This window comes from Amycolatopsis sp. NPDC098790 (assembly GCF_044759945.1).
In the GTDB taxonomy this organism is placed as follows: Bacteria; Actinomycetota; Actinomycetes; order Mycobacteriales; family Pseudonocardiaceae; genus Amycolatopsis.
In genome coordinates, this window is record NZ_JBIWAI010000001.1 from 1,816,855 (window position 1) to 1,842,128 (window position 25,274).

General features: G+C 69.9%; 27 protein-coding genes and 1 tRNA gene. 11 read left to right on the plus strand and 17 right to left on the minus strand.

Annotated features, from left to right (window positions below; all coding sequences use genetic code 11):
* Positions 1 to 42: 42 nt before the first annotated feature.
* From rlmB to ACIQWX_RS09160, 8 genes are all read right to left on the minus strand, one after another.
* Positions 43 to 999 (minus strand): 23S rRNA (guanosine(2251)-2'-O)-methyltransferase RlmB, encoded by a 957-nt coding sequence (gene rlmB, locus ACIQWX_RS09125; RefSeq protein WP_372669925.1) that lies wholly within the window; start codon positions 997 to 999, stop codon positions 43 to 45.
* 29 nt (positions 1,000 to 1,028) lie between these two features.
* Complete coding sequence (cysS, locus tag ACIQWX_RS09130; protein WP_400867501.1) at positions 1,029 to 2,417, minus strand: cysteine--tRNA ligase; 1,389 nt, start codon at positions 2,415 to 2,417, stop codon at positions 1,029 to 1,031.
* A gap of 43 nt (positions 2,418 to 2,460) precedes the next feature.
* Positions 2,461 to 3,147, minus strand: a complete 687-nt coding sequence (locus ACIQWX_RS09135; RefSeq protein ID WP_400867503.1) for an HAD family hydrolase — start codon at positions 3,145 to 3,147, stop codon at positions 2,461 to 2,463.
* A 21-nt stretch (positions 3,148 to 3,168) separates the two neighbouring features.
* Positions 3,169 to 3,555, minus strand: a complete 387-nt coding sequence (locus tag ACIQWX_RS09140) for a PPOX class F420-dependent oxidoreductase (RefSeq protein WP_400867505.1) — start codon at positions 3,553 to 3,555, stop codon at positions 3,169 to 3,171.
* Positions 3,556 to 3,565: 10 nt separating this feature from the next.
* A complete protein-coding gene (locus ACIQWX_RS09145) occupies positions 3,566 to 3,961 on the minus strand; it encodes a PPOX class F420-dependent oxidoreductase (RefSeq protein ID WP_400867507.1) in 396 nt (131 codons plus the stop codon).
* 442 nt (positions 3,962 to 4,403) lie between these two features.
* The gene (gene ispF / locus ACIQWX_RS09150) at positions 4,404 to 4,874 is read right to left on the minus strand and encodes a 2-C-methyl-D-erythritol 2,4-cyclodiphosphate synthase (protein WP_400867509.1); all 471 of its coding nucleotides are present in this window, start codon (positions 4,872 to 4,874) and stop codon (positions 4,404 to 4,406) included.
* The gene (locus tag ACIQWX_RS09155) at positions 4,871 to 5,491 is read right to left on the minus strand and encodes a 2-C-methyl-D-erythritol 4-phosphate cytidylyltransferase (protein ID WP_400867511.1); all 621 of its coding nucleotides are present in this window, start codon (positions 5,489 to 5,491) and stop codon (positions 4,871 to 4,873) included. Before ACIQWX_RS09155 ends, ispF begins: the two co-directional genes overlap by 4 nt.
* A 52-nt stretch (positions 5,492 to 5,543) precedes the next feature.
* Positions 5,544 to 6,035 carry a CarD family transcriptional regulator gene (locus tag ACIQWX_RS09160; protein ID WP_004559016.1) on the minus strand — a complete coding sequence of 164 codons (492 nt, stop codon included), beginning with the start codon at positions 6,033 to 6,035 and terminating at the stop codon, positions 5,544 to 5,546.
* Positions 6,036 to 6,310: 275 nt separating this feature from the next.
* Here ACIQWX_RS09160 and ACIQWX_RS09165 point away from each other — a divergent pair, with 275 nt between their 5' ends.
* Together ACIQWX_RS09165 and radA are read left to right on the plus strand one after the other, a co-directional pair.
* Positions 6,311 to 6,991 (plus strand): hypothetical protein, encoded by a 681-nt coding sequence (locus tag ACIQWX_RS09165; RefSeq protein ID WP_400867513.1) that lies wholly within the window; start codon positions 6,311 to 6,313, stop codon positions 6,989 to 6,991.
* 39 nt (positions 6,992 to 7,030) lie between these two features.
* Positions 7,031 to 8,389: a DNA repair protein RadA gene (radA, locus tag ACIQWX_RS09170; RefSeq protein ID WP_400867515.1), complete on the plus strand. Its 1,359-nt coding sequence runs from the start codon at positions 7,031 to 7,033 to the stop codon at positions 8,387 to 8,389.
* Here the strand turns inward: radA and ACIQWX_RS09175 are convergent, their stop codons facing one another.
* Positions 8,390 to 9,499 carry a hypothetical protein gene (locus tag ACIQWX_RS09175; RefSeq protein ID WP_400867517.1) on the minus strand — a complete coding sequence of 370 codons (1,110 nt, stop codon included), beginning with the start codon at positions 9,497 to 9,499 and terminating at the stop codon, positions 8,390 to 8,392.
* Complete coding sequence (locus tag ACIQWX_RS09180; protein WP_400867519.1) at positions 9,492 to 10,085, minus strand: RNA polymerase sigma factor; 594 nt, start codon at positions 10,083 to 10,085, stop codon at positions 9,492 to 9,494. Before ACIQWX_RS09180 ends, ACIQWX_RS09175 begins: the two co-directional genes overlap by 8 nt.
* Before the next feature lie 56 nt (positions 10,086 to 10,141).
* Here ACIQWX_RS09180 and ACIQWX_RS09185 point away from each other — a divergent pair, with 56 nt between their 5' ends.
* The 3 genes from ACIQWX_RS09185 (at position 10,142) to ACIQWX_RS09195 (ending at position 12,193) form a co-directional block, all read left to right on the plus strand.
* Positions 10,142 to 10,828 carry a contact-dependent growth inhibition system immunity protein gene (locus ACIQWX_RS09185; protein WP_400867521.1) on the plus strand — a complete coding sequence of 229 codons (687 nt, stop codon included), beginning with the start codon at positions 10,142 to 10,144 and terminating at the stop codon, positions 10,826 to 10,828.
* Complete coding sequence (locus tag ACIQWX_RS09190) at positions 10,825 to 11,502, plus strand: contact-dependent growth inhibition system immunity protein (RefSeq protein ID WP_400867523.1); 678 nt, start codon at positions 10,825 to 10,827, stop codon at positions 11,500 to 11,502. Before ACIQWX_RS09185 ends, ACIQWX_RS09190 begins: the two co-directional genes overlap by 4 nt.
* 97 nt (positions 11,503 to 11,599) lie before the next feature.
* Positions 11,600 to 12,193, plus strand: coding sequence for a C39 family peptidase (locus ACIQWX_RS09195; RefSeq protein WP_400867525.1), 594 nt, complete (start codon positions 11,600 to 11,602; stop codon positions 12,191 to 12,193).
* Here ACIQWX_RS09195 and ACIQWX_RS09200 read toward each other — a convergent pair.
* Both ACIQWX_RS09200 and ACIQWX_RS09205 read right to left on the minus strand, forming a co-directional pair.
* The gene (locus ACIQWX_RS09200; RefSeq protein WP_400869490.1) at positions 12,190 to 13,431 is read right to left on the minus strand and encodes an alpha/beta hydrolase family protein; all 1,242 of its coding nucleotides are present in this window, start codon (positions 13,429 to 13,431) and stop codon (positions 12,190 to 12,192) included. The two genes, ACIQWX_RS09195 and ACIQWX_RS09200, sit on opposite strands and share 4 nt — an antisense overlap.
* A gap of 46 nt (positions 13,432 to 13,477) precedes the next feature.
* Positions 13,478 to 14,050, minus strand: coding sequence for an ArsR/SmtB family transcription factor (locus ACIQWX_RS09205; RefSeq protein WP_400867527.1), 573 nt, complete (start codon positions 14,048 to 14,050; stop codon positions 13,478 to 13,480).
* A gap of 120 nt (positions 14,051 to 14,170) precedes the next feature.
* Between ACIQWX_RS09205 and ACIQWX_RS09210 the strand changes: the two genes are divergently transcribed.
* Positions 14,171 to 14,926, plus strand: a complete 756-nt coding sequence (locus ACIQWX_RS09210; RefSeq protein ID WP_400867529.1) for a helix-turn-helix domain-containing protein — start codon at positions 14,171 to 14,173, stop codon at positions 14,924 to 14,926.
* 76 nt (positions 14,927 to 15,002) lie between these two features.
* On the plus strand, positions 15,003 to 15,185 hold the full coding sequence (locus ACIQWX_RS09215) for a DUF397 domain-containing protein (RefSeq protein ID WP_400867531.1): 183 nt from the start codon (positions 15,003 to 15,005) through the stop codon (positions 15,183 to 15,185).
* On the opposite strand, the gene ACIQWX_RS09220 is transcribed toward ACIQWX_RS09215, so the two are convergent.
* From ACIQWX_RS09220 to ACIQWX_RS09235, 4 genes are all read right to left on the minus strand, one after another.
* Entirely contained in the window at positions 15,163 to 15,666 is a 504-nt protein-coding gene (locus tag ACIQWX_RS09220; RefSeq protein WP_400867533.1) for a hypothetical protein, read from the minus strand. The two genes, ACIQWX_RS09215 and ACIQWX_RS09220, sit on opposite strands and share 23 nt — an antisense overlap.
* An 88-nt stretch (positions 15,667 to 15,754) precedes the next feature.
* Positions 15,755 to 18,289, minus strand: coding sequence for a trehalose-phosphatase (gene otsB, locus ACIQWX_RS09225; protein ID WP_400867535.1), 2,535 nt, complete (start codon positions 18,287 to 18,289; stop codon positions 15,755 to 15,757).
* A gap of 38 nt (positions 18,290 to 18,327) precedes the next feature.
* Complete coding sequence (locus ACIQWX_RS09230) at positions 18,328 to 19,767, minus strand: trehalose-6-phosphate synthase (protein WP_400867537.1); 1,440 nt, start codon at positions 19,765 to 19,767, stop codon at positions 18,328 to 18,330.
* Between the two features lie 82 nt (positions 19,768 to 19,849).
* Positions 19,850 to 21,343: a threonine/serine exporter ThrE family protein gene (locus ACIQWX_RS09235; RefSeq protein WP_400867539.1), complete on the minus strand. Its 1,494-nt coding sequence runs from the start codon at positions 21,341 to 21,343 to the stop codon at positions 19,850 to 19,852.
* A gap of 167 nt (positions 21,344 to 21,510) precedes the next feature.
* Between ACIQWX_RS09235 and ACIQWX_RS09240 the strand changes: the two genes are divergently transcribed.
* Positions 21,511 to 21,583, plus strand: a tRNA-Thr gene (locus ACIQWX_RS09240).
* A 3-nt stretch (positions 21,584 to 21,586) separates the two neighbouring features.
* Here the strand turns inward: ACIQWX_RS09240 and ACIQWX_RS09245 are convergent.
* Positions 21,587 to 21,982, minus strand: a complete 396-nt coding sequence (locus tag ACIQWX_RS09245; protein ID WP_400867541.1) for a hypothetical protein — start codon at positions 21,980 to 21,982, stop codon at positions 21,587 to 21,589.
* A 45-nt stretch (positions 21,983 to 22,027) separates the two neighbouring features.
* Between ACIQWX_RS09245 and ACIQWX_RS09250 the strand changes: the two genes are divergently transcribed.
* The 3 genes from ACIQWX_RS09250 to ACIQWX_RS09260 are packed head-to-tail and all read left to right on the plus strand — an operon-like array spanning position 22,028 to position 25,274.
* Positions 22,028 to 22,840: a hypothetical protein gene (locus ACIQWX_RS09250; RefSeq protein ID WP_400867543.1), complete on the plus strand. Its 813-nt coding sequence runs from the start codon at positions 22,028 to 22,030 to the stop codon at positions 22,838 to 22,840.
* Positions 22,837 to 24,594 (plus strand): hypothetical protein, encoded by a 1,758-nt coding sequence (locus tag ACIQWX_RS09255; RefSeq protein ID WP_400867545.1) that lies wholly within the window; start codon positions 22,837 to 22,839, stop codon positions 24,592 to 24,594. Before ACIQWX_RS09250 ends, ACIQWX_RS09255 begins: the two co-directional genes overlap by 4 nt.
* Positions 24,595 to 24,602: 8 nt before the next feature.
* Entirely contained in the window at positions 24,603 to 25,274 is a 672-nt protein-coding gene (locus ACIQWX_RS09260; RefSeq protein ID WP_400867547.1) for an SEFIR domain-containing protein, read from the plus strand.

Consider the following 25,274-nt stretch of genomic DNA (forward strand, 5'->3'; position numbering starts at 1 on the left):
GGCTTTATCCGATGGTGACCTTAACCCGACCGGGTGGTGCGGTCAGACCCGACCGGCGACACGGCGGCGCCGCGCCACCTCCGCCAGCAGCACGCCGGCCGCCACGGACGCGTTCAGCGACTCCACGCCCGCCGCCATCGGGATCGACACCGTCGCGTCGCAGGTCTCGCGGACCAGGCGCGACAGCCCGCGGCCCTCCGAGCCCAGCACGATGACCAGCGGGTCGGCCGCCAGCTCCAGCTCGTCGATGTCCACCGAACCGTCGGCGTCCAGGCCGACCAGCATCAGGCCCTCGTTCGCCCACGCCTTGAGCTGACGCGTCAGGTTCGTCGCCACCGCGATCGGCAGCTTCGCCGCCGTGCCCGCGCTCGTGCGCCACGCCACCGCCGTCATGCCCGCGCTGCGCCGCTCCGGCAGCAGCACGCCGTGCGCGCCGAACGCGGCCGCCGAGCGGATCACCGCGCCCAGGTTGCGCGGGTCCGTGACGCCGTCGAGCGCGACGAACAGCGGCACCTCGCCCGAGTTGCGGGCCGCGGCCATCAGCTCGTCCGGGTGCGCGTACTCGAACGGCGGAACCTGCAGGCCCAGGCCCTGGTGCACGGCCCGGTTCGTCTTGCGGTCCAGCTCTTCGCGCGGGATTTCCAGGATCGAGATGCCCTTGTCGCCGGCCAGCCGGACGGCGTCGTTCACGCGGTCGTCGATCTCGATGTTCAGCGCGACGTACAGCGCGGTCGCGGGGACGCCCGCGCGCAGCGCCTCGACCACCGGGTTGCGCCCGGCGATCAGCTCCGGCTTGTCGGCCTTCTTCTGACGGGCCTGGTCGCGCTTCGTCTGCGCGTTCGCCTGGCGGTACGCCTTGTGCCCGGGCCGGTCCTCCGCCTTCGGGGTCGGGCCCTTGCCTTCGAGGGCCTTGCGGCGCTGCCCGCCCGAGCCGACGACGGCGCCCTTCTTGGTGCCCGTCTTGCGGATCGCGCCCTGGCGCCGCGAGTTGCCTGCCATGGTGAAAGTTTCCTTGCTGTGTAACGGGATCAGTCGGACTTGACTGTCCACTGAGGACCGTTGGGGGTGTCCTCCACCACGATGCCCGCCTGCGAGAGGCGGTCACGGGCGGCGTCCGCGCGGGCGAAGTCCTTCTCGGCGCGGGCCTGCTGGCGCTCGGCCAGCAACCCTTCGACGATCCGGGACAGCGCGTCCTTGGTGGGCGTGTCGGAACCGCCCGCCTCGGACCAGCGCGCGGACAGCGGGTCGAGGCCGAGCACGTCGGTCATCGCGCGGACAGCCGCGGCGAAGTCGAGTGCCTTGGGGGTGTCGCCCGCGTCGAACGCGGCGTTACCGTCGCGGACCGTGTTGTGCACCACGGCGAACGCCTGCGGCGTGGCCAGGTCGTCGTCGAGCGCGTTGGCGAACTCGACCGGGACCGTGCCCAGCGCGACCTCGCCCGACTGCGCGGCGCGGCGCAGGAACGTCTCGATCCGCCGGTAGCCCTGCGCGGCTTCGGACAGCGCGCCGTCGGAGTACTCGATGGTCGAGCGGTAGTGCGGCTGCACCAGGTAGTAGCGCAGTTCGGGCGCCCGGTAGCGCTCCAGCATCGACGGGATCGACACGGTGTTGCCGAGCGACTTCGACATCTTCTCGCCCGACATGGTCACCCAGGCGTTGTGCAGCCAGAACCGCGCGAAGCCGTCGCCGGCCGCGTTCGACTGGGCGCGCTCGTTCTCGTGGTGCGGGAAGACCAGGTCGATGCCGCCGCCGTGGATGTCGAACTCCGCGCCGAGGTACGCCGTCGCCATCGCCGAGCACTCCAGGTGCCAGCCCGGGCGGCCGTGTCCCCACGGCGTCGGCCACGACGGCTCGCCGGGCTTCGCGCTCTTCCACATGGTGAAGTCGCGGGGGTCGCGCTTGCCGCGGGTCGGCGTCTCGCCCTGCTGGACGTCCTCGAGGACCTGGCCGGAGAGCTTGCCGTACTCGTCGAACGACTTGACCGAGAAGTAGACGTCGCCGTCCGCGACGTAGCCGTGGCCGCCCTCGATGAGGCGTTCCATCAGCTCGACCATCTGGGTGACGTGCCCGGTCGCGCGCGGGTTGACCGACGGCGGCAGGCAGCCCAGCTGCTCGTACGCGGTCTCGAAGGCGCGCTCGTGCGTCGCGCCCCACTCCCACCAGGGCCGGCCGGCTTCGGCGGCCTTGGTCAGGATCTTGTCGTCGATGTCCGTGACGTTGCGGACCAGCAGCACGTCGAGTCCACTGTGGACGAGCCAGCGGCGCAGGACGTCGTAGTTCAGGACCCCGCGGACGTGCCCGATGTGCGGCACGCCCTGCACGGTGGCGCCACACACGTAGATCGACGCCGTTCCGCTACGGACGGGGTGGAACTCCCGCACGCTCCGGGTCGCTGTGTCGAAAAGGTGAAGGGCCACCCTGAAAGGGTACGGGGTCGGGCGTGAGCGACGTCTCTGGGTGTCAGCCGACGCCGTGGGTGCGCAGGGCCGTGAGCAGGGCGTCCGGCCGGTCGGCGGTCGGCAGCGGGTCGACCAGCGCGAACTCGCAGCCGAGCGCGCGGGCGCCGCCGTCGGCCTCCTCGCTGTCGCCGACCATCAGCGTCTCGGTGGCCGGGACGCCGAGCGCCGTGACGGCCGTGCGGAAGATCTCCAGCTCCGGCTTGATGGCGCCGACCTCGAAGGACAGGACGAACTCGTCGACGTAGGCGTCCCACCCGCGCGCGGTGAAGGCCGGCCGGATGTCGAAGGCGATGTTGCTCAGCACGCCGACCTTCAGGCCCCGCTCGGACGCCGCCTTGAGGGCGGCTTCGGTGTCCGGGTACGGCGTCCACTGGCTGGGGTCGATGAGCCGGTTGTAGAGGGCTTCGGCCTGGTCGCGGTGGGGGACGCCGGACTTCTTGAGCACCTCGAGGTAGACCTTCCGGTGCAGCACGGGGTCGCGGTCGCGCTCCCGCCAGGCGTGCACGTGCTCGGCGTCCAGCTCGACGACCTGCCCGACGGGGGCGGTCATCCGCCGCATGAGCTCGGCCTGCGCCTCGATGTCCAGCGGCTCGCCGTCGTGGTTGGTCAGTTCGGTGAGCCAGGACTCGTCCTGCTCGAGCCGGAAGAGCGTGCCGGAGTAGTCGAACAACACGGCCCTGATCGTCATGGGTTCAGCCTAACGGGATCATCAGGCGGAATGCCCTGTGATGTGTTCGGGGACAACGCGCACGAGCACGCGCACCACCTCCGGCGGCTCGGGCGGGAAGGTCGTGCCGGTGTACTTCCGGGCGAGTTCGTCGTTCAGCTCGGGGCCGCCTTCGACGGTGACCTCGGCGCGCCCGCGGATCTCGACGTAGTTCTCGGGATCGGCGAGGTCGAAGACGGAGAGCGAGACGCGGGGGTCGCGCTGGATGTTGCGTTCCTTGCGCCGGCCCTGGACGGTCACGAAGAGGACGGTGTCGCCGTCCCGTTTCGCCCAGACGACCGAGCTTTGCGGCGAGCCGTCGGCGTTGGTGGTGGCGACGACGGGGTAGTTGGTGCCGTCGAGGAGGGCCTTGGTGGCTTCGTTGAACATGGTCTGGACCCTATTTCACGTTGCCGGCGATCTTTTCGACTTTCAGGCGGACGATGACGCGCTCGGTTGTCTCGCTTTCCGGCGGCGGGTCCTGGGCGAGGTACTTGTGGCTGAGGGTCTTCGGGAGGGTTTTGCCGGGGTCGGGGGTGATGGTGGCGGTGCCGCGCAGCTGGGTGTGGCGGTAGGGATCGGTCGCGTCGGTGATGGAGACGCTGAGGCGCGGGTCGCGACGCAGGTTGCGGACCTTCCGGCGGTCCTCGGTGGCGCTGAAGACGAGATCGCCGTCGTCGAGGCCGATCCAGACGATCGAGGTTTGGGGGCCGCCGTCGGGGTCGAGGGTCGCGACGGTGGCGAAGTTCTTGCCGTCGATCAGGGCGCGGACGGAGTCGGGGAGGGTGAGGGGCATGTCACGCCGAACCGGCGCGGGAAGGGGCCTATTCCGGGCCGCGCCGCCTCGCAGGCGGCCCCCGCCCTCCTCCGGCAAAGTCGCGCGTGCTCATTCCCGCCTCTGCTCAGGGCGCACTGGAAGGTGAAAGGTCTCCTTCGGCTCGCGCTTCAAGCCGGAACGGCGATCGTCCTCGGCCGCCCGGAGAACGCGGCGGTGCCGCGAATGCCTCATTCGAGACCTCCCACGTCCCGAATGCGACATTCGCGACCTTCAAGTCCTGGCTGCTGCCAAGACTGGATCGCGCCACTTGGGACCCGACGGACTTTCGGCGGGCGCAGGTCGGCGGCATCACCGGCGGTTCAGTTGAGTTCGAGCCGGGGCCCGCGGCGGAGAACGTCGCGAATGACTCATTCGGGGCTTCGGAGGTCCCGAATGAGTCATTCGCGACGCCGGAGGGGGGCTATTCCTCCGCCGCCAGCAGCAACGCCGTCGCGAAGGCCGCGATCCCCTCGCCGCGCCCCGTGAGCCCCAACCCATCCGAAGTCGTCCCCGACACGCTCACCGGCCCCCCGACGGCCTCCGACAGCACCTTCTGCGCCTCTTCGCGCCGCTTCCCCACGCGAGGCGCGTTGCCCACGATCTGCACCGAAGCGTTCCCGACCCGCCAACCGGCAGCCGAAATCAACCCCCGAACTTCCACCAACATGTCCACCCCATGGGCACCGTCCATCCGCGGATCACCCGTCCCGAACACCGCCCCCAAATCCCCCAGCCCGGCCGCCGACAGCAACGCGTCGCACAGCGCGTGCGAAGCCACATCCCCATCCGAATGGCCGGCGCAACCGTCCACGCCCGGCCACGACAACCCCGCCATCCAGCACTCGCGGCCGGCCTCGATCGGGTGGACGTCGACTCCGTTGCCGATCCTCACAGCGTCTCCTCGTTCTTCGGTGCCGCCGCGATCGCCTCGGCCAGGGACAGTTCGAACTCCGTTGTGACGCGCATCGCGTCCGGGTGGCCGTCCACCAGTGCCGCGCCGGCCACGTCCCACGGGTCGGCCGCGGCCAGGAACGCCGGCAGCGTGTAGCCGATCGGGGTCTGGACGGTGCGCAGGTGCGTCCGGTCCTCCGTGCCGACGATGAGCGAGTCGGCTGAGGTCACCTTCACCGTGTCCGCCATCGGGAGCACCGGGACGACGATCGGGGCGTCACCCACCGCGGTGATCACGTCACGCACCGTCTCCGCAGGAATGAAGGCACGCAAAGCGTCGTGGAGGAGTACAACTGAGTCACGGGGAAGATCGGGCTCGACGGCGGCGAACGCCTGCCGGAGCGAGCCGGGGACGACCCGGCAATCGAGGCCGCGCAAGGCCTCGGAAAACGACGACGCACACCGCTGGGGGGCCGCCACGAGCACCAGATCGATCTCCGGTACGCCGAGCAGCCCCCGCACGGTGTGCGTGAGTAGCGCCTCACCATGGACCGGCGTGAGAGCGAGCTCTCCGTCGGAGGCATGATGTGCGACGGTCACGATCACGACGACGTTCATCGGTTCGCGATCGTAGAGGCACCTGCCCGCCCGTCGAGCAGACGCCTTGGGCTCAGACCGTCGCGGTTTCCAGAACTTCGTCGAGGAGGACTTCAGCCTTGTCCTCGTCGGTGCCCTCCGCGAGCGCGAGCTCGCTGACCAGAATTTGCCGCGCCTTGGCGAGCATGCGCTTCTCGCCTGCCGAAAGCCCGCGGTCCTTCTCTCGCCGCCAGAGGTCGCGCACCACTTCGGCCACCTTGTTCACATCGCCGGAGGCGAGCTTCTCGAGGTTGGCCTTGTACCGACGAGACCAGTTGGTTGGCTCCTCGGTGTGCGGAGCACGCAGAACGTCGAAGACCTTGTCCAGTCCTTCTTGCCCGACGACATCGCGCACGCCTACGATCTCGGCGTTGTCAGCGGGCACGCGAACCGTGAGATCCCCTTGCGCGACCTTGAGGACGAGGTACTTCTTTTCCTCGCCCTTGATCACGCGGGTCTCGATGGCTTCGATGAGTGCGGCACCGTGGTGCGGGTAGACGACGGTCTCTCCGACCTTGAAAACCATGTGTCCTCTGCCCCTTTCGCTGACTCCATCCTAGCACGGTCCGCCAGTGCCCACCTAGCGGGCCGGACTCGTCCTCGCAGGTCAGCGGCCTGGGCGGGGGTTGACAAACGTCCGACGCCCGTGCTCATGCAGGTGACCGGGACGGGTTTCACCAGGCACAACGAATTCCTTTGTGGACGGTTGATCTTGGGCGCAACGCGGACCGGTTCTGCCTCGGAGATCGCGCCCGGCTAGTCTTCGCGGGGACGAGGCCGTGAAACTGGAAGGACTGCGACGTGAGGCTGCAGAATCGTCGCGTGCTCGGCGCGGGCGTGCTGGCGCTCGGTGCCGCGCTCGCGCTCGCCGGGTGCGGGGCCGGCCAACTCACCCAGACCGACTCGCAGCAGCCTGCGGTCAACGGCACGTATGCCCAGGTCAAGACCATTGTCCTGCGTGACGCCGCGGTGCAGTACCCGACGTCGGGTCCCGGCTACCCGGCCGGCGCGACCCCGTCGCTGACGCTGACCGTCGTGAACATCGGCACCCAGGACGACTCGCTCGTCTCGGTGACGACCGAGGACGGCACCCAGGCGACCATCGGCGGCTCCAAGACCGTCGTCGCGGCGCACTCACTGGTGATCGGCCCGGACGACGCGGTCGAGTCCACCAATGAGGTGCAGACCACACCGCCGAGCGCGCCGTCCTCGACGGGCACGTCCGCCGGCTCGACGCCCACCAAGACCGAGACGAACACGCCGGGCAGCCTGACGGCGTCGTCGACGTCCGAGGTCCCGTCTTCCGGCCCGGCCGCGACGCCGACGGCGCCCGAGAAGGTCGGCCAGGCCACGGTCAAGCTGGCGGCGCTGAAGCAGCCGCTGTGGCCGGCGCAGACCATCAAGGTGACGTTCGTCTTCCAGAACGCGGGCCCGGTCACCGTGGAGCTGCCGGTCGCGGCTCCGGCGCACGTCAAGGAGTAGGTCCCCGGTTTTGTCGGTGGTCGCCGATAGCCTCGCGGGGTGAAGAAAGGGACCACCTACCGCTGCGGGAGCTGCGGGTACGAAGCGGCCAAGTGGCTGGGCCGGTGTCCGGAGTGCCAGGAATGGGGCTCCTTCGAGGAACGCGGGGCGCCGGTGAAGCCGGCCATCCAGCGCGTCGCCGCCGGGGCGCCCAGCGCGCCCGCGCGGCCCATCGGCGAGGTCGACGTCGAAGCCGCGCGCGCTCGCCGCACCGGCGTCTCGGAACTCGACCGGGTGCTCGGTGGTGGCCTCGTCCCGGGTGCCGTCGTCCTGCTCGCCGGTGAGCCCGGTGTCGGCAAGTCGACCCTGCTGCTCGAAGTCGCTTACCAGTGGGCGAAGACCGTCGACAGGTCTCTGTACGTCACCGGCGAGGAGTCCGCGGGCCAGGTCCGGTTGCGCGCTGAGCGAACGGGCAACGTCCACGACCGCATGTACCTCGCCGCCGAGAGCGACCTCTCGGCCATCCTCGGGCACGTCGACGACGTCAAACCGGGCGTGCTGATCGTCGACTCGGTGCAGACGATGGCATCGCCGCAGGTGGACGGCTCGCCGGGCGGCGTCACGCAGGTGCGCGCGGTGACGTCCGGGCTCGTCGCGCTGGCCAAGGAGCGCGGCCTGCCCGTCGTCCTGGTGGGGCACGTCACGAAAGACGGCTCGGTCGCCGGCCCGCGCGTCCTCGAACACCTGGTGGACGTCGTGCTGCAGTTCGAGGGCGACAAGCACTCGACGCTGCGGATGGTCCGCGGCATCAAGAACCGCTTCGGCGCGGCCGACGAGATCGGCTGCTTCGAGCTGCAGGAAGAAGGCATCGTCGGCGTGCCGGACCCGTCGGGGCTGTTCATCAGCCGCACGGCGGAGCCGGTCCCCGGCACGGCGATCACCGTCTCCCTCGAAGGCAAGCGGCCGCTGCTGGGCGAGGTCCAGGCGCTGGTGTCGTCGACGTCGGCGCCGCAGCCGCGGCGCGCGGTGAGCGGGCTGGACTCGGCGCGCGTGGCGATGGTCCTGGCCGTCCTCGAAAAGCGCGGTGGGCTGAAGCTGGGCGACAAGGACGTCTACACCGCCACCGTCGGCGGCATGAAGATCACCGAACCCGGGATCGACCTGGCGCTGGTGCTGGCGCTGACGTCGAGCTTCGAAGACGTCGCTTTGTCGCCCCGGCTGGTGTCAGTCGGCGAGGTCGGCCTGGCCGGCGAGATCCGCCGGGTGCCGAGCGTCGGGCGGCGGCTGGCCGAGGCCGCGCGGCTGGGCTTCACGCACGCCCTGGTCCCGCCGGACTCCGGGAAGCCGCCGGCGGGGATCCGCGTGTTGGAGGTGGCGAACGTCGCAGACGCGTTGAACGCGGCCAATCACGCCCGCTGATCACCCCGAGGTCCCGGTGATGGCGAAGAAGTACACCGTCGCCGGGGCCCGGGGGAGCTGCGGCGCGAGCGGCACGGTGTTCTGGGTGGTCGTGGCCGGCGGACCCGCCGAACTCGGTGGTGCCACGGGCGCGCTCAGCGGGACCTCCAGGCTGGTGGTGGTCGTCGCCGGGGTGCCCGGCGGGAAGTCCCAGGCCAGCAGCTGGGCCGTCGCCGGGTCGAAGTACAGGCGCTGGCCCGTGTCCCTCGCGGTGACGACGGTGGCCGGGCGGCCGTCCGGGGCCTCGCCGGGGGTCGCGGCCGCCATGGCGATCCCGCTGAGGGCGTCGCGCAGGCCTTCGCGGACCGGCTTCGGGGCCAGGCCCAGCTCCAGCACCATCCGCACCATCGTGAGCGCCTCGGTGGCGGTGTGCGCCCGGCCGTCCTCGGTGACGTCGATCGTGTCGTACAGCAGGCGCTTGACCAGCTTCGCCGGGTCCGAGCCCAGCGATGCCACCAGCCCGGCGTCGGGCGACAGCCAGTTCGTCAGCGGGGTGTTCCACCCGGGCCGCATCATCCCGGTCCGGAGCGGTTCGCCGGGGAACACGCCGGCCGGGCCGAATTCGTCCTTCGGGGCGCGGTTCACCTGCGCGCGGTCGCCCGGCGGCAGGCCGTCGATCGCGCCGGTCCACATCGTGCGGCGGTGCCAGGTCCCCTTCGGGTCGGCGGGGATCCACAGCTCCACCTTGCGCTGGACGTTGACCTGCCTGCCGAGCACGATTTCCGGCACCCAGGTGAGCCGTTGCGCGTAGTGGAACTCGCCCGGTGCCAGCGGGCGGTCCAGGTAGGCGAGCGACGTCGCCGGGCGGGCCGGCTCCGGCGCGGGCGGCCGCAGCGAAACGGCGAGCCCAACGCCGCCCAGCAGCGTGACGACGGCCGCGGCCACCGCGATCCACCGCGACCTTCCGCGCCGGCGTGGCTCCGGTGGCGCTTCGGCGGTGCCGGCCGCCGTCATCAGGGACGCGCGGGCGAAGGCGAGCCCGTCGTCTTCGTCGACGTCGTCGTGCAGGTCGGCCAGGGCCGCGTCGAGTTCGGCGTCGGACCAGATCTTCCGGACGTTGTCTTCACGCAAGGTCCTGCACCTCCTCTTGAGCCGGGGCGTTCGTCCTGAGCCAGCGTCTGATCCGGTGCAGCCGGGACCGGACGGTACCGGGCGGGATGCCGAGCGCTTCGGCGACCTCGGCCGGTTCGAGCCCGGCCCACGAGACGAGCAGCAGCGTGTCGCGGTCGGCGGGGTTGAGCTTGGCGAGAGCCCCGGCGAGCTGCGCGGCCCGCACTTGGGCATCAACCTGCTCGGCAACGCGCCCGTCGTGCGCGGCGTGGGTGTGCTCCCCGGTGCGGGCGAGCCGCGCGGTGGCCTGCAGGCCGCGCAGCTCGGACCGCACGTGGTGGCGCAGCAGGTTGGTGGCGATGCCGTAGAGCCAGGAGCGCGCGGTGCCGAGCTCCGGCCGGTAGGACTCCCGCCGCTTGAGCGCGACGAGGAAGGTCTCGGCGACGAGATCGTTGGCGGGCTCGATCCCGACGCGCCGGGCGAGGTACCGCCGGAGAGCGGCGGCATGGGTGTCGAAGAGCCGCCCGAACGCCGGCCCGGGCTCGGCTCCGCCCAGGTCCGGGCGGTCGTGCCCCCAGATCTCCGGACCCTCGTGGATCACCTGCATGCCCCCAGTTGCCCGCAGGAGACGATAGCGTTCACGGTGGACATGGGGGGATTTCGATGATCGTGAAGTGCACCGCCGACAGCGGCGGTCAACGGGTGGCGCCCGACTACGGCTGGACCTACCTCGGTCCGCCCGAGTTCGAGTTGATCCCCGGCCGCGAGTACGAGGTCTACGGGTTCGCGCTGTTCGAGAAAGGCCCGGCCTATCTCGTCCGCAACGACGACCGCGACCCCGAGTGGTACGCGACCAGCGTGTTCCGGGTCCTCGACAGCGAGGTTCCGGTCGGCTGGCGCGCCGGTCGGGGTGATGGGTACGAGCTGGTGCTCGCCTACCCGGAACTGGCGGCCTCGGAGACCGCCATGGCCGAGCTGGTCGAACTGCGGCAGGTCGCGCTACGGCCCTTCGCCCGGGAGGTGCAGGCGAGGACCAGCGCGCTCCCGGTGGATGCGACGCCTCCCTTCGACGTGCTCCTCGAGCTCGCCGAGCAGTTTCACCAGGACCACGACTTGGTCGCCGACACGCCGCTCGGCCTCATCGATGACGTCTACGGGGGCCTTGACGACGAGAAGCAGGCCATCGTGGCCGAACTCGACGCCCTCTTCGCCGCCGGCATGGACGACGTCGTCGCGCATCGGATCTGGCTCGTCGAGGGCGGGGCCAGCTACAACCCCGCCCGGGACGGCCTCACCTGCCTCGAGTGGCTCAAGCAGGTTCGGGACCACCTTGCGGGCGTGACTCGATGATCGTGAAGTGCACCGCCGAGTCCGGCGGGCAGCGGGTGGCGCCTGCCTATGGTTTGACTTACGTGTTTCCGGCCGAGTTCAAGCTGACGCAAGGCCGGGAGTACGAGGTCTACGGGTTTGCGCTGTTCGAGAAAGGCCCGGCCTACCTCGTCCGCAACGACGACCGCGACCCCGAGTGGTACGCGACCAGCGTGTTCGAGGTCCTCGACAGCGAGGTTCCGGCTGGGTGGCGAGCCGGCCGTGGTGACGGGTACGAGCTGGTGCTCGCCTACCCGCACCTCGCCGCTTCCGAGGCCGAAATGGCGGAGCTGGTCGAGCTGCGGCGGGACGCACTGCGCGCTTTCGCCCGGGAGGTGCAGACCCGGACGAGTTCTCTCCCGGTGAATGCGACCCCTTCTTTCGCGGCACTCGCGGACCTGGCCGGGCACTTCGATCAGGACTACGACATGGACGCCGAGACGCCGCTCGGCGTTATCGATGATGCTTACGAGGGCCTGGACGAAAAGAAGCGAGCCATCGTCGCCGAACTCGACACCCTCTTCGCCGCCGGTATGGACGAGGTCGTGGCCCATCGGATCTGGCTCGTCGAAGGCTGGGCCAGCTACGACCCCGCCCGGGACGGCCTCACCTGCCTCGAGTGGCTGAAACAGGTCAAAGACCACCTTTCGGCGTGATCCATCCGGGGTGGGGTGAGAGACGAACCCCACCCCGCACCGCGATCATCCTCGTGAGGCGCCAACCAACCGGCGCCACAACTGGGGAAGGATCGCCATGCGTAGATTCCGCGCGGGATTCGTCGCGCTCGCAGCCACCCTCGGGCTCGTCGGCCTGCCCGCCGTCGCCCAAGCCACCACCGAAGCCGTCCTCAACATCCAGTACCAAGTTCAGGAAACCGGGTACTGGTGCGGCCCCGCCGCCACGCGGATCGCCATGTCCGCGCGGACCGGGAACCTGCCCAGTCAAGGCGCGCTCGCCTCGCAGCTCGGGACCACCACCAACGGCACCGACTGGATCGGGCAGGTCACCGGCGTTCTCAACCAAGACCTCGGCACCTCCTGGTACGAGACCAAGGAAATGCCGAACGACCCGCCCACCCAGGCCCAGCGCGACCTGCTCTGGCGGGACATCACCCTCGACATCAACAACGGCTACGCCATCGTCGCCAACATCGTCGCCCCCGCGAACAACCACCCGCCCGGCTACCCGAACTACACCATCTACCACTACTTCACGATCATCGGTTACGACAGCTCGGACATGACCGTCAAGATCGCCGATCCGGCGAGCTTCGGCGGGAACCAGATCTACTGGCTCAGCTTCAACCAGCTCGCGACGCTGATCCCGCCGAAGGGCTACTCCGCCTAGATCCCCAGCAGTCCCCAATACAGAGCCCAGGGGACGAACACCACGCCGCCGGCCAGGGTTACGCCGAGACGTGGGGTTCGGTGCCGCCACCACGTCACCGCCGTGGCGATGGTGGCGGCCACCGTGCCCACCGCCAGCAGCTGCAACGCCAGCCACGGCAGCGGCCTGCCCAGCACCACCGGGCCCAGGCTCCGGCCCATCGTCACCTGGATCAGCACGTCGACGCCGAGGAAGCCCACCACCGTCAGCAACCCCGTCACGCCCAGCCGGCGCGTGCCGCGGCGCAGGCCGAAACCGAACGCCACCAGCAAGAACGCCAGCACGGCCAGCTGGAGCCACGTCGACTCGTACCAGGCCAACGGCGTCACGGACGTGCTCTGCCGGTCCTGCGCGGGCGGCGCGTCAGCCGAAGACGCGGCAGGCAGGTCGTGCACCCACGTGCCCACCGATTCCAGGTAGCCCGGTGCGTAGCCGGGCAGCTTGTCGTAGCCGTCCGTAGTGCGACGCAGCTGGTGTTGCGCGTCCGGGAACACCCGCAACGTGTAGTGCGCCAATGACTCCTGGAAGATCCGGACCGCTTCCCCCGGCGGCGTCAGGACGTCCTTCGCGCCCCACAGCCCCAATACCGGCTGGCGCAGGCTCTTCAGCACCGGTACCGGGTCGTAGTACGCCTCCGGGAACACGCCGCCACCGACGAGCTGGCGCATCATCGTCGACGACGCCATCCGCACCATCGACCCGTCCATCCCCAAGCGCCGCAACTGGTTTTCGATCGCCCACGCCTGTTGCCGCGACGGTTCCACCCCGTTCGCCCCCAGCGTCACCACGAAAGCCACGTCCGCGGAACGGGAAGCCGTCAGCGGCGCCACCCAGCCGCCTTCGCTCAGCCCCCAGACGCCGACTCGCGACGGGTCCACCTCAGGACGTTTCCGCAACGCCTCGACGGCCGCCAGCGCATCGTCCGCCAGTGTCGAATACGACCGTGAGAACTGCGAATACCCCTCGGTGCGCTTGTCGTAGATGAGTGTCGCTATTCCTTGACGCGCAAAGGCTTCCGCCTGGTCGCGGTAGTCCTCACGGCTGTGTTCCCCCGAGCCGTGGACCATCACCAGGCCCGGCAGTTTCGTTCCCCCCGGCGGTGCGACGACGCTGCCGTGCAACGTCACTCCGCCGTTCGTGAAAGTCACGTCCGACCCGTCGGCGGCGGATGCCGGCGGTGCCGAAACAGCCAGGATCACCCCGGCCAGTAGTAGTAGCGCCCCTCTTCGCATGTGAGATCCCCTGTCATGTCGATTCCCCTGGGTCCGGGAACGCGAGCAGGCGCACGAGCACGCGCCGCGCTTCCGGTGACCGGTCGTCCTCGGGCCGCCAGTACCGGCGGAACAGCTCCATGTAGTCGTCCCAGAACTGCTTCAGTTCCTCCGCGGTGAGCCACGTGCCGCCACGCGCGTAGAGCAGCGCGTCCGGCCAGTCGCCGGGCAGCTCGTCACGCGCCTCCGCGAACCGGTTCAGCTTTTCGAGGTCGTCCTCGAACCCCTGGCGCTGCATGTCGTCGAACAGCACGCGGGATTCGGCGCTCTGCGAACTGCGGCGCGGCCACCGGATGTCCCGCGGCCGCGTCCGCCACCACCGTTCCTTGCCCTTGGCCAGCTCCGGGACGTCCTCGACGAACCCGAACCGCGCCAGCTCCCGCAGGTGGTAGCTGGTCGCGCCGGTGTTCTCGCCGAGCGTCTGCGCGAGCTTCGTGGCGGTGGCCGGGCCCGCGGACAACACGCCGAGTATCCGGCGGCGCAACGGGTGCGTGACGGCCTTCAGGACGTCCGGGTCCAGTTCTTCCGGTGGTGGAGCGCTGGTCATGACCCCCAATGTAGCCGTACAAAGAAAGTTGTGCAAAGAAACTTGTGCACGTGGGAATCCCAGATCGTCAGACCCGGGGCTTACTATCCGTGCCCATGTGGTTCCGAGGGGTCAGACGTCGTGGGTGAGCCGAACCTGCCCGCGCGGCAGATGGGGCGTCAGCTGAAGCGCATGCGCGAACGGCTCGGCATGACGCAGGACGAAGCCGGCGCGCCGCTGCGCATGTCGACGAGCAAGATGTCGCGCATCGAGATGGGGTACCTGCCGCCCTACCACGACTTTCGCGCGCTCCTGGACCGCTACGGGGTGATCGTCTCCGACTGGGACGAGTACATCTCCAGCTACGACCGCGCGAAGGAGAAGGGCTGGTGGCACCACTATGGGGTGGGCAATCGCGGCTTCCTCCCCATCGAAGCCGAGGCGAGCAAGGTGCAGGAGTTCCAGTTCGGCTACATCCCCGGACTGCTGCAGACGGAGGCGTACATGCGCGAGGTCTTCGTGGCGGCGCGGGTGCCGATGAAGCCGAAGGTCCTGGAGAACCAGGTGGCCGTGCGCCTGCGGCGCCAGTTGCGGCTGACCGAGGAGCCGCTCCTCGCCTATCACGCGATCATCGACGAGAGCACCCTGCGGCGGCCGATCCTCTACGGGAAGGCGCGCCAGGAGCAGCTGCGGAACATCATCGAGCGGGCCGCCTTGCCGAACGTGACGGTCCAGGTGGTGGCCGAGGAGGTCGGTGCCTACCCCGGGCAGTTCGGCAGCGTGACCGTTGCGGGATTCGATGACTCCGAGGAGCCGGACATCGCCTACGTCGAGCACATCATCGGGTCGGTTCACATCGAGAAAAGGACGAGGTATCCGCTGCTAGGCTGGCTCTGAAGGATTTTGCGGACCGGGCTCTCGACGAGGAGGATTCGGTCGCGCTGATCGAGCGGCTCTGCGCGGGAGGCTGATTATGTCCACTGTGGACGCACGGTGGTTCAAGAGCAGCTATAGCGGCGACGGTGAGGGCAGCAACTGTGTTGAGGTTGCGTTCGGCGCGCCCGTCGCCGTGCGGGATTCCAAGGCGCCCCATGGCGAACTCCACCTCAGCGCCGCCGCCTGGTCGGCCTTCCTCACCAAATCGGGTGATCGCTGAACTTCCGCAGCGTCTGCATCGACGGCCGCACGAAGAACATCCCCGCCACATACCCCAACGTGGCGAAGACGAACGTCGCCAGTGTCGTCAGCACGTCCGGCCGCAGCCGGAACAGGATCGGGATCGTGAACAGCCCGAGAATCAGCACGAGCGTCAGCACGTACGCGAACAGCAACGCCGTGCGCGCCGCCGTCGCCGTCGCGACCACCAGGTAGTCGCCGCGCAGGCACCGCCTCGACGTCAGCACCAGCACCGCGATCGCCAGCACGCCCAGCGGCGGCAGCACCACCGCGCCCTTCCCGACCAGCGAATCCGGGAAGGGGTGCCCGTGGGCGAGGCTCTCCAGGAACGTCGTGAGGCCGACCAGCGCCACCATCGCGGCGATCATCGAGCACCCGACGACCACCGAGCCCGCGCGCACCCGTTCGGCGAAGCGAGGCGGGAGGGGCACGAACTCGACCTGTCCGAAGGTTCCTTGCACCGGCCCTCACCTCCGAAGTCCGTGGATGCCACAGTAAGGGACACCAGGTCCCCCGATGTGACATCCACGGACTTTCAGACCGAAAGGGCTAACTGGCCGCCAGCAAGTTGGCGCACCGGATCAGCCCGATGTGCGAATAGGCCTGCGGGTGGTTGCCGAGGGACCGCTCGGCGATGGGGTCGTACTGCTCGGGCAGCAGGCCCGTCGGGCCGGCGGCCGCGACGATCTGGTCGAACAGCTCCTGCGCCTCGGTGCGCCGCCCGGTGAGCAGGTACGCCTCGATCAGCCACGCCGCGCAGATGTGGAACCCGCCCTCACCACCGGGAAGGCCGTCGTCGCGGCGGTAACGGTACACAGTGGACCCACTGCGCAGCTCCGCCTCGATCGCGGTGACCGTCTGCTGGAAGCGCTCGTCGGCCGGGTCGATCAGGCCGGTGAGCCCGACGAACAGCGAGGCCGCGTCGAGGTCCGTGCCGTCGTAGGCCGTGGTGAAGGCCTGGACCTCGTCGTTCCAGCCGTGCGTGAGGACATCGTGCTTGATTTCCTCGCGCAATCCCTGCCAGTTGCCCGGGATCTCGCGGCCGTACTGCTCGCCGAGCTTGATCGCGCGGTCGATGGTCACCCAGCACATCACCCGCGAGTAGACCCGGTGGCGCGGCACGTGCCGCTCCTCCCAGATGCCGTGGTCGGGCTCGTTCCAGCGCCGCGTCACGGCTTCCGCCATCGCGCGGACCATCTGCCAGTCCTCGTCACGCAGGTCGCTGCGCGCCGCGGCCAGCGTGCCGACCAGCTCGACGACCGGGCCGAAGACGTCCAGCTGCACCTGGTGGTTCGCCAGGTTGCCGACGCGAACCGGGCGGGAACCGGCATAACCGGGCAGCGACTCGATGACCGCTTCGGCGCCGATCACGCTGCCCGCCAAGGTGTACAGCGGGTGCAGCCGCTCCGGGCCGGCCAGCGTCGCGAGCACGCCGTGCAGCCACCGCAGGTAGCCCTCGGCCTCCTCGATCGAGCCCAGGTGCACGAGCTCCCGCACGGTCATCGCGGCGTCGCGGATCCAGCAGTAGCGGTAGTCCCAGTTGCGGACGCCGCCGATCTCCTCCGGCAGCGACGACGTCGCCGCCGCCAGCACGCCACCGGTGTCGGTGTTGACCAGGCCGCGCAGGGTCAGCGCCGAGCGCAGGACCAGGTCGGTCTGGACCGTCGGGAGCTGCAGCTTCGACGTCCACTCGCTCCAGTAGCGGCCGGCGCGGTCGCGTCGCTCCACTTCGGACAGTTCGTGCGGGCCGAGGTCCGTGGTGCCGCAGCGCAGCTCCAGCACGACCGGCCGGGTCGGCGTCGGCTGGACCAGCGCAGTCGCGGTGTCGTGCAGGCCGTCGGAGGTCAGCGTCCACTCGACGCCCGGCGAATACAGCACGAACGGCTCGGACGTGCCGAGCACCCGCAGACCGCCTTCGACGATCTCCAGCTTCACCGGCACGCCGCCGAACTCCGGACGCGGCGCGAACTTGACGCTCGCCACCGCCTCACCCGAGATCACGCGGACGAGGTCCGTCCGGTGCTGCGGGCTCTCCGGCTCGAGGTAGTCGGTGACGAGCAGGCGCGACCAGCGCGTCTCGACCGTCATCGTGTTCGGCAGGTAGCGCTGGCCGAGTGGCAGGCCGTTGCGGTGCGGCTTGATCGAGAAGTGGCCGGCACCTTCGCCGCCGAGCAGGTCGGCGAACACGGCGGGCGCGTCCGGGCCGGGGTGGCAGAGCCAGGTCAGCTTGGCGTCCGGCGTCAGCAGCGCGACCGAACGCTCGTTGGCCAGCATCGACAGCCGCTCGATCGGCGGCGCCGACTCGCCGTAGAGCCAGTTGCGCCGCTCTTCCAGCATGAACGCGAGCACCAGGGCGACGTCCACGGTGTCCGGGACGCGGTAGCCGGCGAGCGTCTCGCCGTCGCCGACCTTGATGCCCAGGTCCGGGCCGGACAGGCGGGCGAAGGCCTTCTCGTCGGTGACGTCGTCGCCGAGGAAGATCGCCGCGGTGGCGCCGACCTGGTGGCGCAGGATGTCGAGCGCGCGGCCCTTGTCCGTCTGGACGACGGCGAGCTCGACCACCTCCTTGCCGTCGGTGGTCGACACACCCTCCCATGTGGACGGTCCGGAGTGGACGGCCGCGAGCACGCGGCGCCCGGCCTCGTGCTCGGCGCGGCGCACGTGCACCGCGATGCTGGCCGGCTTGACCTCCAGCGACACGCCCGGGACGTCCAGCACGAGCTGTTCGAGCTCGGCCTCCAGCCGCCGGTGCAGGTCGCGCGCCTTCTCGTCGAGGGCGTGGATGAAGCCGATGTCGAATTCCGAGCCGTGGCTGCCGACGAGGTTCACCTCGGAGGGCAGCCGCGACAGCGTCGCCAGGTCACGCAGCGCGCGGCCGGAGATGACCGCCGTGGTGGTCTCGTGCAGACCGGCGAGCGATCTGAGGGCCCCGACGGACTCGGGCAGCGGGCGTGCCTCGTCCGGGTTGAGCGTGATGGGTGCCAGCGTGCCGTCGTAGTCGCAGGCGACCAGCAGACGCGGAGTACGGGCGATCTGGACGATCGCGCGCCGCAGCTCGGCGGGCAGGGCCTCGGCAGTCAACACTCCTCCTCAGGAGCTCGTGCATGGGTCGGGGGACTATGTCAGTCGACCGCCTCCGCACCCAGAGCCTGTAGGAACGAGCGCGCCCATCGATCGACGTCATGGGTGAGGACCTGGCGACGCATGGCGCGCATCCGGCGACGGCCCTCGGCCGGGTCGAGCGTAATGGCAGCTACTAAAGCGTCCTTCACCCCGTCCAGGTCGTGGGGGTTGACGAGGAATGCGCTAGAGAGCTCGGCCGCCGCGCCGGCGAACTCCGACAGCACCAGCGCGCCGCCGAGGTCGTGCCGGGCGGCGACGTACTCCTTGCAGACGAGGTTCATGCCGTCACGCAGCGGCGTCACGACCATGACGTCCGCGGCGGTGAAGAAGGCGGCCAGCTCGGTGCGGTCGACCGATTGGTGCAGGTAGTGGACGACCGGGTGCCCGACGCGGGAGAACTCGCCGTTGATCCGGCCGACCATCTGCTCGATCTCACCGCGCATCCGCTGGTAGTGCTCGACGCGCTCGCGGCTGGGGGTGGCGAGCTGGACGAACGTGACGTCGTCCGGCTGCAGCCTGCCCTCGTGCAGCAGCTCGTGCAGCGCCTGCAGCCGCAGGTCGATGCCCTTGGTGTAGTCGAGCCGGTCGACGCCGAGCATCACGATCTTCGGGTTGCCGAGGTCGCGCCGCAGCTGCGCGGCCCGCTCCTGGACGCCCTTCGTGCGGGCGAGGGTGTCGAGGCCGGCGGCGTCGATGGAGATGGGGAAGGCGCCGACCCGGACGGTCCGGTCGCCGACCTGCATGGTGCCCGGCCGCGACCGGACGCCGACCGCGCCGCGCGTCGACTCGAGGCCGATCAGCTGGCGGCACAGCCAGAGGAAGTTCTGCGCGCCGCCCGGGCGGTGGAAGCCGACCAGGTCGGCGCCGGTGAGGCCGCGGATGAGCGCGGCGCGCCACGGCATCTGCATGAACAGCTCGACCGGCGGGAACGGGATGTGCAGGAAGAAGCCGATGCGCAGGTCGGGTCTGAGCTCGCGCAGCATCGCCGGCACCAGCTGCAGCTGGTAGTCCTGGATCCAGACGGTCGCGCCCGGGGCGGCGACCTCGGCGCTGGCCTTCGCGAACCGCCGGTTCACCTTGACGTAGCTGTTCCACCACGCCCGGTCGAACACCGGGCGCTCGACGACGTCGTGGTAGAGCGGCCAGAGCGTGGCGTTGGAGAAGCCCTCGTAGTAGTCGCGGACCTCGTCGGCGCTGAGCGAGACGGGGTGCAGCACGAGGCCGTCGTCGTCGAACTCCTCGACGTCGACGTCCGGGATGCCCGGCCAGCCCACCCAGGCACCCTTGCGCGACCGCAGGAACGGCTCCAGCGCGGAGACGAGCCCGCCGGGGCTGGCCGTCCAGCGGCGTTCGCCGTCCGTCGTGCGTTCGAGGTCCACCGGTAGCCGGTTCGCCACTACGACGAAATCGGCCTGGTTCCCGTTCTCCTTGTCACTCACAGCTGCTGCTCCTCGCGTCCTGGGTCGCGGCCCCAGAGTGAAACCCTATCGCGTGAGCGATGAACAGCCGGTGACTGCGGGGTTACTCCAAGCTTCGTTCGGTCGGTTCGAGCGGACCAGCCATGCGCGGTCCGGCGAACCGCCGCTCGAGCCTGCCCAGACCGGTCCGCACCGGCTGGGCGAGCCATTCCCCGAGTACCACGCCCGCTGCCAGCGCAAGCCCGATTGCGACGGCGGTCATGAGCGTCGAGATGTTGCCACTGGGCTCGACCCCGATCTGATACAGACCACGGTAGGTGGAGAGGCCGGGAAGCAGCGGAGTGATCCCGGACACGGCTACTACCAGTGGAGTAACGCCGAGTCGCCGCGCGAGCACGCCACCGCAGAACCCGACGAGCGTCGCGGCGATGGCGGAGGAGCTGACACCGTCCAATCGGGCGAGCATGAGCGACCCGTAGACGGCGGCGCCGATCCCCCCGGCGGCCGCGGCGACGAGCATCGCGCGCATCTTGGAGTAGCTGGCGAGCGCGAAGCAGGCGGCGGCGCCGGCCCCGCCGAGCACGACCATCGGCAGCTGCAGCGCGGTCGACGTCGGCACGTCCGGCAGCGGCGTCCGGGGGAGGCCGAGCATGACGGCGATCCGCAGGGCGAGCACGACTCCGGCGATCAGGCCGGCGGACATCAGCGCGGTCTCCATGGTGCGTCCGGCGGCGGTGACGTTGTAGCCGGTGATGGCGTCCTGAACGGCGGAGACGGTGGAGAGGCCGGACAGCAGCACGGTGACCGCGGCGGCGACCACCAGCGTCGGTTTGTCGGTGGTCAGGACGTTGAAGCTGACGATGGCCATGGCCGAGAGCGTCGCGACCAGGCCCCCGATGACCTGCTGGAAGAAGAACGGCAGGCCGTACCGGTTGACGAACCGCCCGATCCGGTCGATGACGCCGGAGATGACGAAGGCGACGAGCGCGATGTCGAGGCCCCCGCCGAGCAGCAGGGTGATGAAGGCGGCGACCCCGCCCCAGGCGAGCGTCGCGGTCCAGCGCGGGTAGGGGTGCGAGGCCTGCGTGATCCGCTCGAGCTCCTGCTGCGCCTGCTCGGCACCGACGTTCCCGCGCACGATCTGCCGGATGAGCTTCTCGGTCTCGGTGAGCCGGGTGTAGTCGAGGCTCCGGCTCCGCACGACGCGCAGCGCGGTGACGGGCGTGAGGTCGCTGCCGCGGTGGCAGGTGACGGTGATCGAGGTGAAGATGACGTCCACCTCGCAGTGCGGCAGCCCGAGCGCCCCGGCGATGGCGATGATGGTGGCGGTGACGTCGGACGCGCCGGCCCCGCTGGCCATCTGGACCTCACCGATGCGAAGCGAGAGGTCGAGCACGAAGTTGACGGTGGCCTCGTCCGGCAGCTGAGGCCCCATGGCCTCCTCGGCGTCGACGGCGGGGAACTCACCGGTCGGCGCCTCGAGAACGTGCCAGGGGCGGCGCTTGAGGAGGTTCGGGCGGTGGCTCCTCGGTTTCTGTTCGGGGGGTTCGAGGAGGGGCCATCTGTTCGTCGTGTGCCCGTTGCTGTCGATCTTCAAGATCCACCTCCTCGTCCTGTCGTCCTCTGGTGCATCGACGCGGGTGTGCCGGTCGTTGCAGTGGCGTTGACCACGTCGCTCCATAGTGGCCTGGAGCTGGTGATCTTGCCTCTTGACAGGGAGTCGGGGCAGGGCCGATACACTGGGTCCGGCGCCTCGGGTGCCAGGCCGCTATAGCTCAGCTGGTAGAGCATCTGTCTTGTAAACAGAAGGTCAGGGGTTCGAGCCCCCTTGGCGGCTCCGCTACAAGCCGTTGCGGCAGACGAGTGCCGCGATCCGGTCGGCTTCGATCTGCCAGCGCCGCGTGCGGTGCCGCAGCGTCACGACGACGAGTGCGGCGCTGCTCAGGACGCCGGCCGTCACCACCGCGCCGACGTCGCCGTCCAAGCCGCCGCTGATCACCCAGAGCAAGCCGATCGCCGCGGCTGCCGTGGCGAACGCGATCGCGGAGATCGGCGCGCGCCACGTCCACGCCTCGCCCGCCTCGATCTCCTTCTTGAGCGATCGGGCCGCCGCCTGGACGGCGTTGCCGCCCGCGCCGAGCTCGATGATCCGGTCGGCCGCGGCCGCGCAGAACTCCCGCTGGCCCCGCGTGGTCGTGACCGGGCGGCGATCGCGGGTCAGGCTCCGCACCCGCACGGTCGATTCCGCCAGCGCCCGCGCGAGCCGATCGCGGGTTTCTTCGTGGCCGGGATCCGCGGCAATCGCGTGTTCGAGACGTTCCAAGTCGGCGAAAAGATCTTTCAGGGAACTGTTCACGGAAGGATTCTCCAATGCGTCCACAACGGGCCGGGCACACCATGCTACGGTCTGCGCCCGCGGCGACGCGGCCAGATCACGGTTTTGGGGAGGATCTCGGGAATGTCCGCGAGCAACACCCGGTTCGCTGCCGTTGTCGGCGCGGCGAACCTCCTTGTTTGTGCGGCGGTCGGAACGGTACTGCTGCTGGTGCACGGAACCGAAGGACAAACCGTCCAGTCGGTTTCGGCAATCGATCCGGTTCCGCCCGGTTACGAATCTTCGGCACCGGCGACCGGCATTTACCCGAACACGCCGGCGCGGGTCGACGAAGGCTACGAAACCGTCACCGCGCCCGATGGGTTCAGCACCGTCGTCCCGCGGGGCTGGCCCAGCGAACCGAAGAACCCGGGTTCCTTCCAGGCGACCGATCCGGCCGACGACTCGCACTACGTCCGTTACGGCGCGACCGAAGCACGCGGTGAACTCGTGGGCACGCACGTCGCCGCCGAGAAGGACACGGCCACCCGGCTCACCGGCCTGCGCCGCGTCCGGATGGACCCGATCGACGTGCGTGGCAGCGAAGCCGTCGACTGGGAGTTCACCTGGGAGTCGCTCAAGGAGGGAACGCGGCACGTGCGCGCGGTCTATTGGCGCACCGGAGGAGTGGAGTACTTCGTGTACGTTTCCGCCCTGGATTCAGCCTGGCAGCCGATGCCGGAGCTGCTGGGCACGATGGTCGACCGGAGCCGCCCGTGACCATCCACGAGCCCTCGACCGATTGGACCCGCTTCGCCGCCGAGCACGCCGAAGCCGAACTGCCACCGCTCGACGACAACACCCGTTACCTCGCCGCGGCAGCGCACCTGGACCGCCGTTATTGCGACGAGGCCGTTCGCGAACTGCTGGTCGAAGACACCCGCCAGGTGCCGTTGACGCCCGGTCTGGACACCGCCACGGTGCTCACCGAAGTCGTCGCGGCGCGGACCCGGCGCAAATTCCGCGACGGCGCTTTGGCGTTGTTGACGATCGCCTTCGTGACGACGAGCTTGGGGAGTTCCGGGCTCGCCGCGTGGTTGACCTGGGCCGCGTTGCTGTCGATCAAACCGATCTGGAAATCGGCCCGATGGGGTCGTCCCGGCTCGGGGTTGTTCGTTTTCGGGAAGTTCCTGGCCGTATTCTCCCTGCTCACGGTGGCGACGCTGCTCCCGTTGATCGCCGGGCTGCTCTCATCGCTGGAGAGTTCGTCGAGCCGATCCACGCGCGTCGGTTCCGAAAGCAGTCCGTTCGACACCTCGGATCTGCTGCCCAGCTGGTTCGGGCTGGACGCGGCGGTGGTTTCCGGCTCCTCCGCACTGCTCATGCTGATCATCCTGATCGCGGACCGGGTCGTCGTCTGGCGGACGGTCAGGCGGTACTTCGGCCGCCGGGCCCGGGTGCCGGGCGCGGTGAAACGGCCGTCCCCCGATCGCCTCTCGCTCCTCTGCAGCCCGCCTCGGCTCCGGCTGGCCCTCGACCGGCACCGCGCCGGCCGCGTCGCCGAGTCGCCCGACGCCCGGGTCCCGCTGATCGTCTACCGGGGGCGGAACCCGTTCGTCGGCGCCGGGACCAGCGTGACGCCGTGGTCGCTGGCACTGCCACTGGAACCGCTCGGCTCGCCGGCCGAGCAGCCGCTCACCACCGCGCGGTTCTACGAAGAAGTCGGGAAGGCGGTCGAGGAACTGCAGCGGCACGCGGCTCTCTCGCCGGACGAACGGCTGCGGGACCTGCGGGTCGAAGGCATGGTGTTCAGCCCGGCCGAAGGCCTGATCGACCGCGTGCACGAACCGGTCACGACGCCCTACCTGGCCGGCGTTTCCCGGCCGCCCGCGCACTACCTGCCGGCGGAGGAGGCGGGGCGGATCTACCACCGCCCGCGCGAGTGGGCGCGGTACTACCTCTGCTTCCAGGTCGAGACGTGGAACCGGGAGCTCGTCCTCTCGGCGTTCCTGCACGCGGCCGTCGAGGAGAGCACGCTGTACATCGAGTGGACGCCGTGCGTGCTCGCGCCGATCCGGCAGGAGTTCCGCGCCGGGGACACGATGACCGCGGACTGGTGGCGGCCGGTCTGGCAAGGCTTCCTGCGGTGGCTGAAGCTCCCGGTGACCGGCCCGGGCCGCGTCTGGAACGCGCTCAAGGTGATCCGGCCGCTGCCGCACGACGGGTACACGCTCAACGCCGACCGCTACGGCTCGGCGCGCACGTTGCGGGAGCTCGGCGCCGCCGACGCCGCCCGCGACTACTTCCAGGTCGTCGACGCCGAGCGGTACACGAAGCTGCTGGAAAGCCGTCTCGTGCCGGCGATCAGCAAGGTGCTCAGCGATTCCGGGTACTCACCCGCGTCGTTCGAGCGCCGGGTCGCCGCCGTCACGACGAACAACGTGACCATCCACGGCAGCAACACCGGTCCGATGGTCTTCGGCGGTGTGGTCGAAGGCGATGTTTCCGGCGGCACAATCGCGCCCCGGAGCTGAGGAGTCCCATGCCCGAGCAGAACTCCTTCACCAACACCGGGACGAACACCGGGCCGGTGATCTTCGGGGGCACGGTCAAGGGTTCCGTGCGCGGGGGCGACGTCCGGCGAGAGGCCGAGGTGGCTGCCCCGCTCGTCGTGTCGCGGACCGATCCGGCGAGAGAGCAACGCAGTACGCCGGGCGCTGGGAAACCGCCCCGGGTCTTCGTCACCTATTCCCACGACGACGAACGGCACCGCGAGCTCGTCCGTGACTTCGCGACGTTCTTGCGCACCCGTGCGGGACTCGACGTCCGGCTCGACCAGTGGGCCGACGACGGCCGCCGGGACTGGTCGCTCTGGGCGATCGAGCAGCTCGCCGAAGCGGATTTCGTGCTCGTGATCGCTTCGCCCGACTACAAGCGGCGTGCGGAGGGGACCGAGGAGCCGCACCTGGGGCGCGGTGCGCAGTTCGAGGCCGCGATGATCCGCGACAACCTCACCAAGGATCTGCCCCGGGCCACCCGGCGGATCCTGCCCGTCGTGCTGCCGGGCCGGCGGGTCGAGGAAATCCCGTCGTTCCTCAACGCGTATTCCACTACGCGCTACGAAATCGCGGAGTTCACGCTCGCCGGCGTCGAAGAACTGCTCGCCGCGATCACCGGCGTGGCGCGCTTTTCGCTGCCCGAAATCGGCACCTGA

What these genes read in the sequence shown, in the direction of transcription:
- ACIQWX_RS09135 (WP_400867503.1), bottom strand. Translation starts at nt 3,147, where the DNA reads ATGACGATCAGGGCCGTGTTGTTCGACTACTCCGGCACGCTCTTCCGG.
- ACIQWX_RS09160 (WP_004559016.1), bottom strand. Translation starts at nt 6,035, where the DNA reads ATGGTTTTCAAGGTCGGAGAGACCGTCGTCTACCCGCACCACGGTGCC.
- ACIQWX_RS09185 (WP_400867521.1), top strand. Translation starts at nt 10,142, where the DNA reads ATGATCGTGAAGTGCACCGCCGACAGCGGCGGTCAACGGGTGGCGCCC.
- ACIQWX_RS09260 (WP_400867547.1), top strand. Translation starts at nt 24,603, where the DNA reads ATGCCCGAGCAGAACTCCTTCACCAACACCGGGACGAACACCGGGCCG.
- rlmB (WP_372669925.1), bottom strand. Translation starts at nt 999, where the DNA reads ATGGCAGGCAACTCGCGGCGCCAGGGCGCGATCCGCAAGACGGGCACC.
- ACIQWX_RS09190 (WP_400867523.1), top strand. Translation starts at nt 10,825, where the DNA reads ATGATCGTGAAGTGCACCGCCGAGTCCGGCGGGCAGCGGGTGGCGCCT.
- ACIQWX_RS09215 (WP_400867531.1), top strand. Translation starts at nt 15,003, where the DNA reads ATGTCCACTGTGGACGCACGGTGGTTCAAGAGCAGCTATAGCGGCGAC.
- ACIQWX_RS09180 (WP_400867519.1), bottom strand. Translation starts at nt 10,085, where the DNA reads ATGCAGGTGATCCACGAGGGTCCGGAGATCTGGGGGCACGACCGCCCG.
- ACIQWX_RS09155 (WP_400867511.1), bottom strand. Translation starts at nt 5,491, where the DNA reads ATGAACGTCGTCGTGATCGTGACCGTCGCACATCATGCCTCCGACGGA.
- ACIQWX_RS09195 (WP_400867525.1), top strand. Translation starts at nt 11,600, where the DNA reads ATGCGTAGATTCCGCGCGGGATTCGTCGCGCTCGCAGCCACCCTCGGG.
- ACIQWX_RS09205 (WP_400867527.1), bottom strand. Translation starts at nt 14,050, where the DNA reads ATGACCAGCGCTCCACCACCGGAAGAACTGGACCCGGACGTCCTGAAG.
- ACIQWX_RS09140 (WP_400867505.1), bottom strand. Translation starts at nt 3,555, where the DNA reads ATGTTCAACGAAGCCACCAAGGCCCTCCTCGACGGCACCAACTACCCC.
- ACIQWX_RS09145 (WP_400867507.1), bottom strand. Translation starts at nt 3,961, where the DNA reads ATGCCCCTCACCCTCCCCGACTCCGTCCGCGCCCTGATCGACGGCAAG.